The sequence below is a fragment of the Pseudomonas sp. BN505 genome (assembly GCF_029873175.1).
Lineage (GTDB): Bacteria > Pseudomonadota > Gammaproteobacteria > Pseudomonadales > Pseudomonadaceae > Aquipseudomonas > Aquipseudomonas putida.
Genome location: NZ_SSOI01000065.1, coordinates 1 through 16,059 on the forward strand (window position 1 = coordinate 1; position 16,059 = coordinate 16,059).

12 protein-coding genes are annotated in these 16,059 nt (G+C 59.3%); 1 reads left to right on the forward strand and 11 read right to left on the reverse strand.

All coding sequences use genetic code 11. The annotated features are described in order from the left end of the window. Positions 1–1,118: glucose-6-phosphate isomerase (gene pgi / locus E8E78_RS20630; RefSeq protein ID WP_280314929.1), on the reverse strand; the 1,118-nt coding region annotated here is incomplete at its 3' end. Positions 1,119–1,409: 291 nt separating this feature from the next. Between pgi and E8E78_RS20635 the strand changes: the two genes are divergently transcribed. Further along, the gene (locus E8E78_RS20635) at positions 1,410–2,249 is read left to right on the forward strand and encodes a lipopolysaccharide kinase InaA family protein (protein ID WP_059395261.1); all 840 of its coding nucleotides are present in this window, start codon (positions 1,410–1,412) and stop codon (positions 2,247–2,249) included. A 102-nt stretch (positions 2,250–2,351) separates the two neighbouring features. Here the strand turns inward: E8E78_RS20635 and E8E78_RS20640 are convergent, their stop codons facing one another. The 10 genes from E8E78_RS20640 to E8E78_RS20685 form a co-directional block, all read right to left on the reverse strand. Beyond that, positions 2,352–4,370 (reverse strand): nucleoside-diphosphate sugar epimerase/dehydratase, encoded by a 2,019-nt coding sequence (locus E8E78_RS20640; RefSeq protein WP_059395262.1) that lies wholly within the window; start codon positions 4,368–4,370, stop codon positions 2,352–2,354. A 105-nt stretch (positions 4,371–4,475) separates the two neighbouring features. Beyond that, the gene (locus E8E78_RS20645) at positions 4,476–5,480 is read right to left on the reverse strand and encodes a glycosyltransferase family 4 protein (RefSeq protein WP_197863282.1); all 1,005 of its coding nucleotides are present in this window, start codon (positions 5,478–5,480) and stop codon (positions 4,476–4,478) included. Beyond that, positions 5,477–6,448, reverse strand: a complete 972-nt coding sequence (locus E8E78_RS20650; protein WP_197864747.1) for an SDR family oxidoreductase — start codon at positions 6,446–6,448, stop codon at positions 5,477–5,479. Before E8E78_RS20650 ends, E8E78_RS20645 begins: the two co-directional genes overlap by 4 nt. 78 nt (positions 6,449–6,526) lie before the next feature. Then, on the reverse strand, positions 6,527–7,636 hold the full coding sequence (locus E8E78_RS20655) for a glycosyltransferase family 4 protein (RefSeq protein ID WP_280314933.1): 1,110 nt from the start codon (positions 7,634–7,636) through the stop codon (positions 6,527–6,529). Continuing rightward, positions 7,633–8,775 carry a glycosyltransferase family 1 protein gene (locus E8E78_RS20660; protein WP_059395266.1) on the reverse strand — a complete coding sequence of 381 codons (1,143 nt, stop codon included), beginning with the start codon at positions 8,773–8,775 and terminating at the stop codon, positions 7,633–7,635. The genes E8E78_RS20655 and E8E78_RS20660 overlap by 4 nt, the downstream gene beginning before the upstream one ends. Beyond that, the gene (locus E8E78_RS20665; protein WP_280314934.1) at positions 8,772–9,668 is read right to left on the reverse strand and encodes a GDP-mannose 4,6-dehydratase; all 897 of its coding nucleotides are present in this window, start codon (positions 9,666–9,668) and stop codon (positions 8,772–8,774) included. The genes E8E78_RS20660 and E8E78_RS20665 overlap by 4 nt, the downstream gene beginning before the upstream one ends. After that, on the reverse strand, positions 9,668–10,699 hold the full coding sequence (gene gmd / locus E8E78_RS20670; protein ID WP_232893698.1) for a GDP-mannose 4,6-dehydratase: 1,032 nt from the start codon (positions 10,697–10,699) through the stop codon (positions 9,668–9,670). Before gmd ends, E8E78_RS20665 begins: the two co-directional genes overlap by 1 nt. A gap of 439 nt (positions 10,700–11,138) precedes the next feature. Next, on the reverse strand, positions 11,139–12,554 hold the full coding sequence (locus E8E78_RS20675) for a TolC family outer membrane protein (protein WP_197864750.1): 1,416 nt from the start codon (positions 12,552–12,554) through the stop codon (positions 11,139–11,141). Further along, the gene (locus E8E78_RS20680; protein ID WP_280314938.1) at positions 12,551–13,876 is read right to left on the reverse strand and encodes an HlyD family type I secretion periplasmic adaptor subunit; all 1,326 of its coding nucleotides are present in this window, start codon (positions 13,874–13,876) and stop codon (positions 12,551–12,553) included. Before E8E78_RS20680 ends, E8E78_RS20675 begins: the two co-directional genes overlap by 4 nt. Positions 13,877–13,888: 12 nt before the next feature. Continuing rightward, entirely contained in the window at positions 13,889–15,685 is a 1,797-nt protein-coding gene (locus tag E8E78_RS20685) for a type I secretion system permease/ATPase (RefSeq protein WP_280315021.1), read from the reverse strand. Positions 15,686–16,059: the final 374 nt, after the last annotated feature.

Consider the following 16,059-nt stretch of genomic DNA (forward strand, 5'->3'; position numbering starts at 1 on the left):
TTCACCGGGGTGCCGTCCTGTAGCACGCTCTTGCCGTTGGACTCCATGTCCAGCTGCTGCAGGTGCTTGGTGATGTTGCGCAGGTAGTGGTCGTACGGCAGGATCGCGTGGCTGTTCGCGCCCCAGAAGTTGCCATACCACACGCCCAGCAGGGCCAGCAGCACCGGCATGTTCTTGTCGAACGGCGCGGTCTGGAAGTGCTGGTCCATGGTATGGGCACCGGACAGCAGTTCCTTGAAGTTGGCTGTGCCGATGGCCAGGGCGATTGGCAGGCCGATGGCCGACCACAGCGAATAGCGCCCACCCACCCAGTCCCACATCGGGAAGATGTTCTCTTCGCGAATACCAAAGGCCACGGCGGCGGCCTTGTTGCTGGAAACCGCGATGAAGTGGCGGTACAGCTCGGCTTCCGAGCCGCCCTGGGCCAGGTACCAGGTGCGCGCGGCCATGGCGTTTTTCAGGGTCTCGAGTGTGTTGAACGACTTCGACGAGACGATGAACAGGGTGGTTTCGGCGCGCAGGTTGGCCGACAGCTCGTGGAACTCGCTGCCATCGATGTTAGCCAGGTAGTGGCAGCGGACGCCACGCTGGGCGTACGGCAGCAGCGCCTCGGAAACCAGCTCGGGGCCAAGGAACGAGCCACCGATGCCGATGTTGACCACGTCGGTGATGGGCTTTTCGCTGTAGCCGCGCCACAGGCCGTCGTGGATGCGCCCGACCAGTTCGGTGATCTGATTGAGTACCTTGTGTACTTCCGGCATGACGTTCACGCCGTTGACGCTGAGCTTGTCGCCCACGGGCCGGCGCAGGGCAGTGTGCAGCACCGGGCGGCCTTCGGAGGCGTTGATGATTTCGCCGCTGAACATCGACTTGATGGCGTCTTGCAGGCCCACTTCATTGGCCAGGTTCACCAGCAGGTCGCGGCTTTGTTCGGTGATCAGGTTTTTCGAGTAGTCGAGGAACAGGCCGCAGCAGCTCAGGGAGAACTGGTCGAAGCGTTGGGCATCGGCGGCGAACGCTTCGCGCATGCTGAAGCCTTGCATGGCTTCACGATGCTCTTTCAGCGCCTGCCAAGCTGGTAAGTGCGTTACATCATGGGGGTTACGATAATACGACATTGCCACTCGTTTCCTTCAGGTACTTCATTCCTTGAATAGCCCCACTGCGGAGCCTGGGTAGCAGCAACCGTCGCGCCCAATCTGAAAGGCTGCTTGATTCCTGCGTGCCCATGTAAAGCAACCTCGCATTGTATGTGCCACTGATAGCCTGCACCAGCCACGGGAGAGCCTTCGTTGCAGCTATCTTTCGCCCGTCGTCCAAATTGTAAAAAAGTGTACGAAAAAGCACAGAGAACTGTATCATTGGATCCATTAAATAATAGTGGCACTTTGATTTCATAAGGACATGGCGTGGTTGGTGATCCCCAGATTTGGCAAAACGAATATCCCCATGTTGTGCGTTATCGCGATGCCACCCTGCATTTTCAAACCGCCCTTCCCCACCATACCCAACAAGCCATCGAGCAGCTGGTAGCACTTACGCCAACCGCAAAACGCGTGAGTGCGCCGCTGCCGTGTAGCGCCAGCAAGCTTTTCGCCAAACGCGAAAAGCTCGACTCACTGAAAAAAAAGTGGCGTATGAAGCGCGGTAACCCGAAGCGCAACGGGATGTACGACTGGCCCATCGAAGAGCTGATCAATACGCGTGAAGCGGCCAAGCGAGGCGCCCGCGTTCCGGGGCTGATCGGTTATGGATACACAAGCTCCAAGCTTGGGCTGATGCAGGATTTTTTCCTCATTACCGAGTTGCTGCACGATCACGTCGACGGATTAAGCAGAACCCGCGCGGCACCCGAAACAGTGAGCGCCGTACTCGAGGCAACCTTCGAGCTGTTGCATGCCTTGCAACGCCGAGGCGTTACGCATATGGACCTGTGGGTTGCCAATGTCATGCTGCCCGAGCAGGGCAAAGCTCGCGCCATCGACCTGGAAAACTGCTTCTTCGGCCACACGGACTACCCGGATGAAACCTTGGGCTTCCAGTTTGGGTTTATCTACTTCCGGGAGATTTATCGGTACATCACCGAAGCGGACTATGACAGCGTGGTGGAGCAGGCGCTGGCCAGGTACTTCCCGAACGTGGGTCGCGCGGGTTTTGACCGCATTTATGCATTGGCCAAGCACCAGGAGGTGGGGCGCGTGGCGCGGCGTGACATCTTCAGCAACGGCGTGCTGGAAAGCCGATGGTAAAGCCTGGAGCCAGTTTGAGGTATGGCAGCTGGCTTGCTCTGGAGCCCTTCGGCTAATGGATCAGGGCCGTTATGCGGCCCATCGCCGGCAAGCCAGACTGCGTTATCGCTCCAATGGGCCCTGGCGCCGCTGCAGATACACCCAATCCACGATTTCACCCTGGGGCGAGTAACCGCTGACCAGTTCTCGCAACAACTGACGCACACGGGTGAAGTCATCCTCGGCAACCGCAGCCAGCAACTGGGTCAGCCGCTCACGCAGCAACTCCCACGCCAGGAAGTCTTCGTTAGCGACCATGATCATCGGGTGGGCTGTAGGTGATACGTCATCGCCGATAAGCAACTCTTCGTAAAGCTTCTCGCCGGGGCGCAGCCCGGTGAAGTCGATGGCAATGTCGCCCTGCGGGTTGCCCTGGCTGCGCACACTCAGCCCCGAGAGGTGGATCATTTTCTCGGCCAGCTCGACAATACGTACAGGCTCACCCATATCCAGCACGAAGACATCGCCGCCCTGCCCCATGGCACCGGCCTGCACCACCAGTTGGGCGGCTTCGGGGATGGTCATGAAGTAACGGGTGATTTTCGGGTGAGTGACCGTCAACGGCCCACCGGCCTTGATCTGCTCATGAAACAGCGGAATCACCGATCCGGACGAGCCCAGAACGTTGCCGAAGCGCACCATGGTGAAGCGGGTCTTGTTCACCCGGGCAATCTTGCTGTCGTCGCCATACATCACCGGTGCCGCCTCACGGCTCAGCGCCTGCAAGATAAGCTCGGACAAGCGCTTGGTGCTGCCCATGACATTGGTTGGCCGCACGGCCTTGTCGGTGGAAATGAGCACGAAGTTGGCCACGCCGGTCTGCAACGCTGCCTGGGCGGTGCACAGCGTGCCGTACACATTGTTGAGGATACCTTCGGCGATGTTGTGCTCGACCATGGGCACATGCTTGTAGGCTGCAGCGTGGTACACCGTGTCGACGCGCCAGGTAGCCATCACATCGACCAGGTGCTGCTGATTGCGTACCGAACCCAGAATCGGCAACAGCCGCACCGACAGCGACTCGCGCGCAATGCGCTGTTCCAGCTCGCTCAAGATGCTGTAGAGGTTGAATTCACTGTGATCGTACAACAGTAAGGTGGTTGGCCCCAGCCCGATGATCTGGCGGCACAGTTCGGAGCCTATGGAACCTCCGGCCCCGGTAACCAGCACGGTTTGCTTGTAGATGCAGCGCTCGAGCAGCCCTTCCTGGGCGGGTACCGGGTCCCGCCCCAACAGGTCGGCGATGTCCACATCCTGAATGTCATCCACCTTCACCCGACCACTGGCCAGGTCGGCGAAGGCGGGCACGCTGCGGACGTGCAGGGGGTAGGGTTCGAGCAAGGCGAGGATGTCCCTGCGCCGGGCTCGCGAAGCTGATGGTAGCGCCAAGAGAATTTCCTGGGCGCCGGTTTCTTTGATCAGCTGGTCGAGGTGCTTGGGTTTGTACACCTGCAAGCCTGAAATCACACGGCTGGCAAGATCACTGTCATCGTCGATGAAGGCCACGGGGCGCATGACCCGGCCCATACGCAGGGCTGCCAACAGCTGGTTGCCCGCGGTACCTGCACCATAAATGGCGACCTTGATCAGGCCGTCGTCGCGGTTGGCGAATGGTATCTGATGAGACCCGGTAAACCAGTCCCCCAGGAAGTACTGGCGCATGATCAGGCGCAGGCCCCCGATGATGACCATGCTCAACCACCAGTAGTTGAAAATGATCGACCGCGGCACGACAACTTGATGGTTGCTGTACCAGTACACCACCACCGCCAGAATCAGTGACGACAGTGTCACAGCCTTGATTATGGTCACCAGCGCATCATTGCCGAAATAGCGCATGACCGCCCGATACATGCCAAAGCGGATAAACAACGGAATGGCAACCACCGGGGCGGCGAGGAACAGCCAGCCATGCTCGACAATAGGGTTGTACATTTCATCGATGCCCAGGCGCACGATAAAAGACAGCCACAACGCAAACCAGATGAGCACAATGTCGGTGCACACTTGTACCAGGCGTTTTTCCCGCCGGGACAAGTTGACAAGGTACTCACGCACTTTTTGATTTTTTGCGTCGCTCATCCAGCTATCCTCTGCGCATCGGGGCTTCGATTGACTGACCAGAGCGCTTCTGAGCAGAACCGAAGGTTCAGCAGCGCGATACGACGCCTTCCTTGTTCGACCATCCTATTCCTTTTTCCCTGCCTGGTAGATCAGCGCCAACAATACAAGAGGCGCGTACGCCACCATCGTTCCCAGCGCACCATCGAGTTTCAACAGCACCACCGCGCTGGCCACAGGCAACAGCCAGCCAAGGTTGATGGCCGCCACTGCCAGGCTGACCGGGCGGTGGCCGGCGTAGCGACGCGAGGCATACTGGTAGGCATGGCTGCGGTGCGCCTGGTAAACCTTGTCGCCCCGCAGCAGGCGGCGTGCGAGGGTGAACGTGGCGTCCACCACGAACACCCCCAAAAGTATTAACCACCCCCAGAATAATAGCGGGTTTATCCAGCCTGCCATTAATGCCAGCAGGCCCAGGACAATACCCAGGAAACCACTGCCGGCATCGCCCATGAAGATGCGTGCAGGAGGAAAGTTCCAAACCAGGAAGCCGGCCACCGTGGCCGCCAGCAACATTGGCAACACGGCCTCTTGGGCATGACCGGTCAGCCAGTACAGCAGGCTGCCCCCAAGGCATACGCAAATAGCCTCGATGCTGGCGATACCATCGATGCCGTCCATGAAATTGTACAGATTGAGCAACCACACCAAGTACAGCAGCCCGATGATGATACTGAGCCAGGCTGCAGACAACGGCACGCCAAAAATCGTAATCGGTGGCAAGCCGCCGATCCAGAAAAGCCCCCAGCCAGCCGCAATGAAATGCCCCAGCAAGCGCCAACGCGCGGCGATGTGGCCATGGTCGTCCATGAAGCCGACCAGCGCTACCAGCCCCCCCGCACCCAGCAGACTGACGAGCACCGATGGCGTAACGTAACCCCACCCACCCAGAACTGACAGCGCTACGAGAAAGGTGATCACGAACGACAAGCCGCCACCACGAGGTGTCGCCAAGGTATGCGAGCTACGTTCATTGGGGATGTCCAACAAACTGCGGGACAATGCATAGCGCCGCAACATCGCTGTCATCAGCCACGCCAAAACGCCTGCAACCATTATCAACCCAATCATCGGCGATGGGCCCGGAGGAAAGATTGAGCGGTCATGTTGAGCCCTTGTTCCAAGGTATGAGGAGGTCGCCAGCCGAGCAACCGCCGGTTTTTTTCAATGTCCACTTGCAGCGAGCCGAGCAGACGCTGGGCGAGATCGCGCCGACCAAGCAGCAGCGCAGCGCCACGCAGCACACCCGATGGCACCGGTAGCAGCCGCGCCGGCCGACCCAGCGCGCGGCCCAGCGCACCCAAAAGCCGGGCCAGCGAAACGTCGTCGCCATCACTGGCCAGAAACGTCTGGTTGGCAGCCGCCGGATGGTCGAGGCAGGTCACCACAAGGTCGACAAGATTGGCCAGCGACACCAGGCTACGGCGGTTATCCACTGCGCCGAATGGCAAGGGCACCCCGAGCTGCACCCAGCGCATCATGCTCTGGAAGTTAGCTTTGACCCCGGGGCCATAGACCAGTACGGGGCGTATTATCACAACCTCCATGGCCGTGCTCGCAGCCAATTGGCGCAACCCTTGCTCTGCTTCGTACTTGGACAAGCCGTAAGCGTCCTTAGGTGCAGGCACATCATCGGCGCGTAGCGGCACGCCGGGCTGGCTTGCTTCGCCGTTGACCTTGATAGAGCTGATGAAGATAAACCGACGCACCCCTGCTGCAGCGGCCTGCCGCGCCAGATTGAGGGTGCCATCGACGTTTACCCGGCGGAACTCGGCCAAGCTATCAGCGGCGTCTTCCTTCATGACGTGCACGCGGGCTGCGGCATGCACCACCAAATCGACACCGGCCAGCGCTGGCCCCCAAGGGGTGGCAGCATTCAGGTCAGCAACCGTAACGGCCTGCACACCGGCTACAGGCGCATGGCCAGTACCGCGCAAAGCCGCCCGGGTGGCAAAGTTGGCCATGGTAGCCAATCGGCTGCACAGTGCGCTGCCGACGAACCCATTGGCGCCTGTGACAAGTATTGTGCGTCTTTCCATGAAGTTCGATCTCGGTTCAAACAGGTGTTACCTGTATCGGGGCCGCTCAGGCTCCCTTTCGCGGCGCAACAGCCGTTGCTATAACAGGCTACGGTAGAGATCGGCATAAGCACCGGCCATGGCAGATGCGGTAAATACTTCCTCGTAACGTCGCAATGCATTAGCACCCATTGCCTGTGCCATGGCAGGGTCGTCCCACAGACGCTGCATGGCTTGCGACAGTGCACGGGCATCACGCGGCGGCACCACCAACCCGGTCTGGTCCGCCAGGTTGATGAACGTGGTACCCGAACCCATTTCACAGGAAATCAGCGGCTTGCCATACATTGCTGCTTCCAGTAGCGAAATACCGAACGATTCGGAGCGCAGGTGAGAGGGGAAGGCAAATGCGTAACACAACTCCAGCAACGCCGCTTTATCGTCATCTGCCAAGCCGCCCAGAAAATGTACATTGGCAAGCCCAAGCTCCGCTGCCTGCTGCTTGAGCTGCCCCTCAAGGAAGCCCCCGCCCAGGATCACCACCGGCAAGCGGTTTATGGCTGCAGCCTGCAGCAGGTAATCCAGCCCCTTGTAATAGCGCAGTGCACCTACAAACAGGAAGAACCGTTCGCCCAGACGCGCACGCCAGTAAGCCAGCTTTTCTGTGGTTGCCCGGGGATAGGTGGCGCGGTCAAGGCCGAAGGGGATGACTGCAAGCTTGTCCTTGAAGTGTGTCAGCACTGGGCTGTGCGCAGCATAGTTGGGCGAGGAAACGACAATACGGTCAACACTGGAAAGAAAACGGTTCATCAAAGGCTGATACAGCTTGAGCAGCCATTTTTGTTTGATGATATCGGAGTGGTAACTGACGACCGTGGGCTTGTTAAGCCGCGCCAGAAAATGCACCAGGTCCATGTAGGGCCAAGGGAAGTGGTAGTGCACGATGTCAGCCTGGCCGGCCAGTTCGGCAAAATCCTTCATTGCCGACAGCGAGAACCCCGTTGAGGCCACATGCAAGTCCAGCTTGGAGCGGTGCGTCAGGTGGCTGCCTACAGGCTCATTGCGTGCCGCACCTCGCGGGCTGAGGTAAAGCACCTCTGACTGAACACCAAGAGCCCGAGTGCCTTCCGCGATCTGGAAAATGACCTGCTCGATGCCCCCCATGGAGTCGGGGTAATACGTTTTGAAAAAATGCAGAACCTTGATCATCGCGCCCTGACCGACTTATAAACCTCGACGGTGGCCTGTGCGCAGCGTTCCCACGAAAAGCCACTGGCATGCAACAGCCCTTGCTGCACTGCAGCAGACCGCCACGCTTCATCCTCGAGGCCCTGGTGCAGCAACCCGGTCAGGCCTTCTACATCATCAGGCGCACACATCAACGCCGCCGAACCCGCTACCTCTGGCAGCGACGAGCTGTTGGAACATACCACCGGTACCCCCGAGCTCATGGCCTCGAGCACTGGCAGACCGAACCCTTCATAGTGCGACGGGAAGGTGAACAGCCGAGCGCCGGCAAACAGCAGCGGCAAGTCTTCACTGGCAACGAAACCGAGGTAGCGCGCCCAGCCTTCCTGCTGCGCCTGGGCAATACGGCTGTGGATCGCCTCGCTGCGCCAGCCATGGTAACCGCTGAGGATCAAGGGCCAACGCTGGCGCAACGCAAGCGGCAATCGGCCGTAGGCATTGAGCAGGTTCTCGATGTTCTTGCGCGGCTCGATGGTACCGACGAACAGGCTATAACCGCCTGGCTCCAGGCCATGGCGTGCGAGGGTTTCGCGTAATGCCTGGGGTGTGCGAGGGTGGAACTGCGCAGAGCTGGCCAACGGTACCGCATGAATGCGCTCCAGTGGCCAGCCGAAGTACTCCGCCAGCTCCTTGCGAGTATGGTGCGAAACCGTAATCAGGGCATCAGCACGCTCGAGGGTTAGCGTCAGCTCTTTTTGCAGGTAACGGGCCAGCTGTGGCGTATGGCAATGGGCCCAGGTAAAGGGTGACAGATCGTGGAAGGTCGCCACCCTGGGCCCTGCGAACGGCGGCAGGTAGAAATTGGTGCTGTGGTAGATGAAATCTTCGTGGCCGCGCAACGCGCGCTTGCGCAGCAAAGGCATCAAGCGCCGGTAAGCTTCCACCGCCAGGGCGTTTTTCTGCACAAAACGCTTAAGGCCATGCACAGCGTCGGACTGGTCCGAAGGCTTGAGCAATTCGGGTACGAACCTGCGCCCGGCGAATAGCCGCAAGTCGCTGATTTCGTCGGCATGCTGCAGCCGTGACGCCAGTTCATAGGTATAGCGCCCGATACCGGTCAACGGGAAGCGAACCGATTCGACTGAAAGGATGAGCTTCATTGATCAGCAAGCATCCAACCCAGGGTTTCGTCCAGCGAAGGCGTTTGCCAACCCGGCACAAGCTCACGCAGCTTGCCATTGTTGCCACACAAGGTTTTCACCTCGTTGGCGCGGACAAAGGCCGGGTTAACTTGCACGTCCAGCTGATGCCCGGTAATGGCCGAACACTTGGCGATGACCTCGCGCAACGAATGCGTTTGCCCGGAGCTAACGTTGACTGTCTGCCCCAGCGGCCGTGCCTCTATCAAGCCGCGATAGGCCTGAACGACCGCGCGTACGTCGCTGAAATCGCGCCATACGTCGAGGTTGCCCAGTTCGATGGTGTCAGCCTTGCGACGGAAATGCGAAACGATTTTCGGCAGCAGGAAGTTGTCTGCCTGCCCAACACCGGTGTAATTGAAAGGACGCGTGATGACGATCGGCAACCGGTCAACCCACAGCCGGGCCATGTATTCCATGGCGAGCTTGCTGACCGCGTAATCATTGGCCGGCGCAGGCAAGGCCTGCTCGTCCAGCATCCCTTCGGAAATGTTGCCATACACGTTGGCACTGCTGGCGATCAACACGCACTCAGGCGTTTTGCCACAGGCCGCGATGGCTTCGAGCAGGTTGCGCGTGCCTATCAGGTTCACCTGGTAGAACGCGTCGGCGGCACCATGCCCGACAAAAGCAATGGCAGCCAGATGCACAACTACATCCGGCTGCAGTTCGGCCAGCAACGCGCGCAGACCCGGCCCATCGGTCAGATCGGCCTGACGATAGTCGGGGGCCTGCAAAGGCTGGCTCCCAGTCCCGAAAACTTCATAGCCACTGGCCCGCAATTCGGCCGCCATGTAACGGCCGGTGAACCCGTGAATACCTGTAATCAGCGCGCGTTTACTGGCCATTTGCATCAGAACGAGAACCCTTTTTCGTTACGACGCAGGTCGGCTTCGACCATCATGCGGCACAGCTCTTCCAGGCTGGTTTTCGGCTCCCAGCCCAGAACGTCCTTGGCTTTGGCCGGGTTGCCGATCAGCAACTCCACTTCGGCCGGGCGGTAGAATTTTGGATTGATGGCAACCAGCACTTTGCCAGAGGCGGCGCAGGTGCCCTGCTCTGCCTCGTCCTTACCGCTCCAGTTGATTTCGATACCGGCAGCTTTGAATGCCATGGTAACGAAGTCGCGTACGGTTTCGGTACGGTTGGTGGCCAGTACGAAGGTGTCTGGTTCGTCCGCTTGCAGCATGCGCCACATGCCTTCTACGTACTCTTTGGCAAAGCCCCAGTCACGCTTGGCATCAAGGTTGCCCAGCTCGAGCTTGTCGAGCAGGCCCAGCTTGATCTTGGCGACGGAGTCGGTGATTTTGCGGGTCACGAACTCACGGCCGCGCAGTGGCGACTCGTGGTTGAACAAAATACCGCTGGTCGCGAAGAGGTTGTAGGACTCGCGGTAGTTGATGGTCATCCAGTGGGCGTAGAGCTTGGCCACACCATAGGGGCTGCGCGGGTAGAACGGGGTAGTTTCGACCTGTGGAATTTCTTGCACCTTGCCGAACATCTCGGAGGTGGACGCCTGATAGAAGCGGGCCTTCGGGTTGACGATACGGATGGCTTCCAGCAGGTTGACTGCACCCAGGCCCGTGATTTCGGCGGTGGTCAACGGCTGCTCGAACGACACACCGACGAAGCTTTGCGCAGCGAGGTTGTAAACCTCGGTAGCTTCGGTGGTTTGCAGCAGGCGGATGCTGGCAGACAGGTCGGTGAGGTCATACTCGACCAGGTGCAAGTTGGGATTGGTGTGAATCCCCAGCTCCTCGATGCGCCAGAAGTTAACCGAGCTGGTACGACGATAGGTGCCGTAGACTGTGTAGCCCTTCTCCAGCAGCAGTTCCGCCAGGTAGGCGCCGTCTTGACCAGTGATCCCAGTAACGATTGCTTTCATGCGACTTAACCAACTCCGATAGTGCCGTGCGGGCATGTGTTAATAGGTGTGACGCGGGCAGTTCCAGCCACGCATTTTCGGTTCCATGCCGAAGTATACATAGGTCGTACGCACTACTCGACTTACAAAGTACAGGCGTGGCGCGAGCTGGCAGCTGCCGGGGCGCCCGGAACCGCCCAAAGCAGGACAGACGCCGCCGAACGGTTTGGCACCAAGGAAGGGAGAATAAGTGCCAAGGCCCGAAGCCGCCACTACAAAGCGTGTAGGAAGATTCCGAACCGGACGGTTGTTGGGGTTCGCCAAGGCGTTCGCGTGCAAATGGCACAGGAATGATTGGCCCGAAACAAACGTAGGAGCGAGCGCAGCTCGCGATGCGCCGCGCGGGCGGCGCTCGATATTTGCCCCACCTTCATACCCAAGACGAACACCCGCAGCCCGATCAGCTGCGTGCATCCGCCCGCGCAACCTCGCCACCCGGCAAGCTGGTTTCCGGCACGGGGCTTAGCCACACATTGACGTTATCCACACTTTCCTGCGTCAACTCCCCCGCCCAACGGTTGAGCAGGAACAGGTTGGTGATGAAGTCGTACTGTGTCTTCAACAGATCGCGGCGCGCCTTGAATTCGTTCTGCACGGCTGTGAGCACGTCCACGGCATTGACCACACCGAAGGTAAACGCCTTCTGCGCGGCAACGCTGGACTGCTGAGCCGATGACAGTGCATTACGGTTAGCGCGAATCTTCTCGACCGCAGCCTGTGCAGTCAGATAAGCGGTAGTGGTTTCCTTGACCACCTGACGCCGCACACCTTCCAGTTGCTCCTCGGCTGCCAGTTGATCATCGTAAAGCCCACGCACCCGAGCGGAGGTAGAACCACCGCTGTAGATCGGGATTTTCAACCCCAGCGAAGCCACATAGCTGTCGCTGCGCGGCGCCTGGGTGTTGTCGTAGCCCTGGTCGTTCTGTTGCGCACTCAAGCTCAACGACAGCTGCGGATAGTGCTCGCCCTTACCCTCGCGCACCGCCGCATTGGCCGCCTCCGCCCCGCTTTGATACGACTTCAGCAACGGGTTGGTTTCAACCGCCTGGGTTACCCAGTTCTGCAAGGGCCGGGTCGGAGCCTGCAATGCCACGTCGTTGCGTACGCGGCTGAGCGGCTCGGTAATTGGCCGACCGACGATCTCGGCCAGGGCCTCTCGGCTCACCTGCACCTGGTTGCGTGCTTCCACTTCTTGCGCAAGCAAGAAGTCCACCCGCGCCTGCATGTCGAGCTTGTCGGTGATCTTGGCCATTTGCCGATCGAACATGCTGCTGACGCGATCGAGGTTTTTCTGGGTGGCCCGGCGCTCAGCCTCCACCAGCGCCAGCTCGTCGTCGGCGGCCAGGGCCACGAAGTAGCGCTTGGCAAGGTCGACCGTGGCCTCGGCCAGCGTGTCTTCGGCTTCGTGACCTTTCTGGTCTTTCACGCTCTTGGATTTCTGGTACCGCTCCCAGGCCGGCTTGTTGTACAGGTACTGGGTGAGGCTGAGCGAGTAGGTTTCAGTGTTGTAGAGGTCGCGCTCAGCCTCATTCTTGCGCAGGATACGGCTAGAGTTGGCATTGGCCGACACCTGTGGCAGCAAGCCGCCGAGTGCCGCCCGCTGCTGCTCGCTGGCAGAGCGCGCACGCGCGTAGGCGGCGAGGACCCGCGGGTCTTCCAGGCGCGCCTCACGGTACAGCCCCGACAGGTCCAACGCATAGGTGGACGCCGAAACACCTTTCGGCTGCTCACCTGCAGCACCCTTCCCTTCCACGGCCACCGCCTGCCAGGCGACCATGCACATCATTACTCCCGGTAGCAAACGCAGCACAATCATTCCTCGATCAGCGATTCAGCGAACATGTTGCGCGCCGGTTTCAACAGGTACTGCAGCATGGTGCGGTCGCCTGCGTTGATGAGGACTTCGGCTGGCATGCCGGGTTGAAGCTTGCGGTTGCCGAGCTTTTTCATGCCGTCTTCGGTGACTTTGACGCGGACCAGATAGTACTGATCGCCCGAGCGCTCATCGACCAGGCTGTCGGCCGAGATCCGCGTCAACTTACCTTCGATGACCGGCGTGGTGGCCTGGTTGAACGCAGAGAAGCGGACGTCCGCAGTCTTGCCCAGCTCCAACCGGTCGATGTCCCGAGGGGCCACCTTGGCTTCAACCACAAGCTCCGACTGAGCTGGCACGATATCCAGCAAAGGGGTAGCTGCACTGACCACGCCCCCGATGGTGTGCACTTTCATGTCCAGCACCATGCCGCTTTCCGGCGCGCGGATCACCACCCGTGACAAGCGGTCACGCAACGCTGCTTCTTTTTCCTGCAGGTCGAACACCTGAGCCTGAACGTCTGACAGCTCCTTGGCCACGTCGGCATCGAACTTCTTCTTCAACTGGACGATCTGCAGTTCGGTCTCGCCGATCTGCAGTTTGGTCTTGGTAATGCTCGACTGGTGGTCGGCCACTTCAGTCTTCAGCATGTCGAGCTTGCGCTCCTGCTCCAGCAAACGCTGGTTGTCGACAAAGCCTTCGGCCAACAACTCCTTCAACTGTTTGATTTCGCCAGAGTACGACTTGTTCAGGCCTGCTTTGGTGCGGATCATGTCGTTCAGACCGGCGATCTGCTGCTGCATTTGCTGGATCCGCTCACGGTTGACCGAGATTTCGCCCAGCAACGAATCGTGGCGGGCCTTGAACACCTGCTGCTCACCGGCCAGCGCTTCTTGCGCGCGGTCAGAATCGGTACCTTCCATTATCACCGACGGGATCGAATCCAAGCCGTCACGCTCGGCGCGCAGGCGTGCTTCTTTATAACGGGCAACAATCAGCTGGTTTCGGGTGGACTCATACTCGGCGCTGAGCTGCGACTCATCCAGCACAATCAGCGGATCGCCCTTCTTCACCAGGTCGCCATCGCGGGCATGCAGCTCTTTGACGATGCCGCCCTCCAGGTGCTGAACGGTCTTGCGGTAGTTCTGCACCGTAACCACGCCGGTGCCGTGCACGGCGTTGCTCAAAGGCGCGAAAGCCGCCCAGGTGCCGAAAATGCCGAAGGTGACAAAGACAACGGTCAGCCCGATGCGGCGGATGCCGCGATCCGACGTAGGCAGGTCGTCGAAGTTGTGGTCGAACGTAGTGATTGCTTTACTGCTCATCTAGAAATCCTTTCAGGCGCCAGTGCTGGTGGTGGCGGCAGGCGCAACTGCCGCGGGCGCAGAGGGTGCAGCTGCCGGGGTAGCAGGCGCCTGCGGGCTTGCCGCCTGGCTGCCGCGCTGAAGCTTGGCTTGCTGGGCAGCCAGCTCGGCAATAACGCGGTCGCGCTCGCCATACAGCGAAATGGAGCCACCGGCCATGACCAAGATGCGGTCTAGCCGAGTGAGGATGTTGGGACGGTGCGAGACAATGAACACAGTCGCGCCGGTTTCCTTGAGCTTTTGCAGGGCTACGCCCAGCGCACGTTCGCCCACATCGTCGAGATTGGAGTTCGGCTCGTCGAGCACGATAAGGCGTGGGTTGCCGTAGATGGCACGCGCCAGCCCAATGCGCTGACGCTGGCCGCCCGACAGGTTCACGCCATCGCTGCCTATGACAGTGTCGTAGCCGTCGGGCAGCATCAGGATCATTTCATGCACACCCGCCATTTGCGCGGCCTGCACCACCTTTTCAGGGTCGACCTTGTCGAAACGCGCGATATTCTCGCTGATGCTGCCCTCGAACAGTTCGATGTCCTGCGGCAGGTAGCCAACATAGGGGCCGAGGGCTTGCTTGTCCCAAGTGGATATATCAGCGCCATCAAGGCGTACAACACCGTGCTGCGGCGGCCAGATGCCCATCAATGCACGCACCAAGGTGGACTTACCAGCTGCGCTTGGGCCGACGATACCGACGATGGAGCCGGCGGGGGCTACGAAACTGATACTACGGAGCACCGGGGCTTTGGCGCCAGGCGGGGCGACTATCAGGTTTTCGACCTGAATGTGACCTTCCGGGGCGGGCAACGGCATGCGCTGCGGTTCTTTGTTGAGATCGTCCATGACTTTGTTCAGGCGGTCATACTGAACCTTGGCCGCGACAAAGCCCTTCCAGCTACCGATCATCTGGTCGATCGGGGCAAGCGCTCGGCCCAGCAACAAAGAACCCGCCATCAATAGGCCGGGATTGATTTCGTGGGTAACCACAAGATATGCACCAATAGCCAGCATGATTGACTGAGACCAAGTGCGGAATGTTTTAGAGGTGGAGCTTACTGCCCCCCCCTTATCACTTGCATCCGACTGCAGCATCATGATGTTGCGCTGACGCTTGGCCCAACGCGCCATCAGCGTTTCCAGCATGCCCATCGACTCGATAACTTCAGCATTACGCAGCGTTTTCGTGGTGACCACATTAGATGCTACGTTTTCCTTATTGGCCGCGGCCAAGGCCTGCCCGGTCACCCGATGATTCACAACCGCCAGCACTGCCAACACTGCGCCGCAGGCAAGCGTCATCCACCCGAACCACGGATGGAACAGGAACATGACGATTGTATAGATAGGAAACCAAGGGGCATCGAAGAACGCGAAAAGGCCTGGCCCGGTAAAGAACTGGCGCAACGAGGTGAGGTCATTCAACGACTGCGCCGTAGCGTCAGAGCCGCCACTATTAAGCGCGCGCTTGAAGCTGGCACGATACACGTCACGACTGAGAAGCACATCTAATCGATTGCTGATACGAACCATGATCCGGGAGCGTACCCACTCCAGCATACCCATGGTCACAATCAGCACCGTCAGGATCAGCGTTAACATGAGAAGCGTCGATGTGCTGCCTGATGGCACAACGCGTCCCGAGACCTGGATCATGAAGAAGGTAGGCACCAGCATCAGCGCATTGACGAAGAAGCTGAAGAAACCGACCGAAAGGAAGCTGCTTTTACAAGCTTTGAGGGCAGCTTGCAGATTATTTTCGGATTGTGAACTCATGGTATCCATACTGAGGTAGGCGAAAGCGGCGGGCAGTGTAACACCCACATCAAGGCTGCTGCGTGTCAGATTGTCCGGAAGCTGGCTCGTTCCGCGACCAATTGCTTGGATCATGAAATTTTTGGCGAGAAAACCCACTCAGTTTTTCCCGCACCTGGGCGTCTAGATACGAGACGACAAACGGCTACCCACGCAAAAAAAGCCGTTGAACGGATGTCAAAAAAAACGCACCATGCGCGCACATCGCTCGTAATCCTTCGCAATCCATTGATTTCCCGCTCCTTTCAGGTGATTTTTTTTTACCCCTGCACTCTAGTCAGGTACCCCGAAAAGACCCTGCCGATCTCTTGATTGATCGCTAAGTTCCCAGCGGA